We start from the raw sequence: 1,168 nt of genomic DNA, 5'->3' as shown, positions 1-1,168 counted from the left end.
TGCAAGATTCATAGCAACCTGGTGGTCTCCGAATCCCTGAACTGTGAGCATTGGCAAGCTATTCTTGTCACGGAGAGGTCCTAATATACCGCCTCTTGCGTAAAATGCAGTGAAGTCGAAACCTGGGAGATCCTTATCAGGACCTTTTTCTCCGTATCCTGATACATATCCGTAAACTAGCTTAGGATATTTCTCATGTAGAGTTTCCCAATCGAGCCCTGCTCGCTTGAGAGGTGACTGACGCCAGTTGCAGATAAATACATCTGCCGATGCTAGAAGCTTCTCGAGCGCTTCTCTTCCCTCTTCAGACTTCGTATTAAGCGAGATGCAAGTCTTACCTGCGTTCTCTAAGTCGTACGATGTATTTTCCTTCTGATCTAAAGGTCTACCTTCGTTCACTGCAGTGTAACGAAGTGGGTCGCCCATAGGTGGCTCAACCTTTATAACTTCAGCTCCTAAATCAGCCAGAAATCGTGCTGTGCAAGGTGCTGCGATAAATGTCGCCATCTCAACTACTCTGATTCCCTCAAGTGGTCTATTTCCCATTTTATCCTCCTTAATTTATCTATACGCTTGATACGTTCTTGATACGTTTTAAAACATTAGCATGTCGCGGAATGTCTCGAGATTAGTCTTAACCTGTTCAAACTGCTTCATCTGTCTGTCAACTTCCACTAGTACAAGTGGTAAATCAGCCTTTTCACAAGCTCCTTTAATACATACGAAGTCGAATTCCTCAGGATCACAGAATTTTGTCATCACTACGACCACTCCCTTTGCATGTCTCTCCTTCGCCACCTCTACAATCCACTGAACTCTTGGCTTTTCAACGTTGTAAAGAACTGAGCAATTATCAGTGTTTGCAAACTTAACAGCTAGAGCTTGTAGTGGGTCATCACCTTCTGGTACGTCTGTTCTATACTGCCTTGAGTGTGCACAGACATCATCTGCCACGATATGAATACCTATCTCATCGAAGGCTTCACTTAGCCCCGGCATGTCAGTAAGTATTCCAGATACGACTACAGGATAGTTACCTACGCTCTCCTCGGAAGCTTCTAGTTCAGCTATAAGCTTATTTACAAGAGCTGTATGCTCCTCTACCAACATATAGTTAGCACTTGCAAATATATCGTTTCTCTCCCGCACCGTTACTTCTGCGTGTCTT

At 44.2% G+C, this 1,168-nt stretch carries 2 protein-coding genes; both read right to left on the bottom strand.

The features are described 5' to 3' along the window. Positions 1-546 (bottom strand): CoA transferase (locus tag AXF17_RS04850; RefSeq protein WP_207651535.1); only part of this gene is annotated, 546 nt, incomplete at its 3' end. A 48-nt stretch (positions 547-594) separates the two neighbouring features. After that, positions 595-1,168: 2-hydroxyacyl-CoA dehydratase family protein (locus AXF17_RS09500; RefSeq protein ID WP_237049002.1), on the bottom strand; the 574-nt coding region annotated here is incomplete at its 5' end.

Origin of the sequence: Mogibacterium pumilum, from assembly GCF_002243385.1 — a bacterium.
Classification (GTDB): Bacteria; Bacillota; Clostridia; order Peptostreptococcales; family Anaerovoracaceae; genus Mogibacterium; species Mogibacterium pumilum.
Note: the sequence above shows the minus strand (reverse complement) of the source record. Positions and strands in the feature narration are given on the sequence as shown.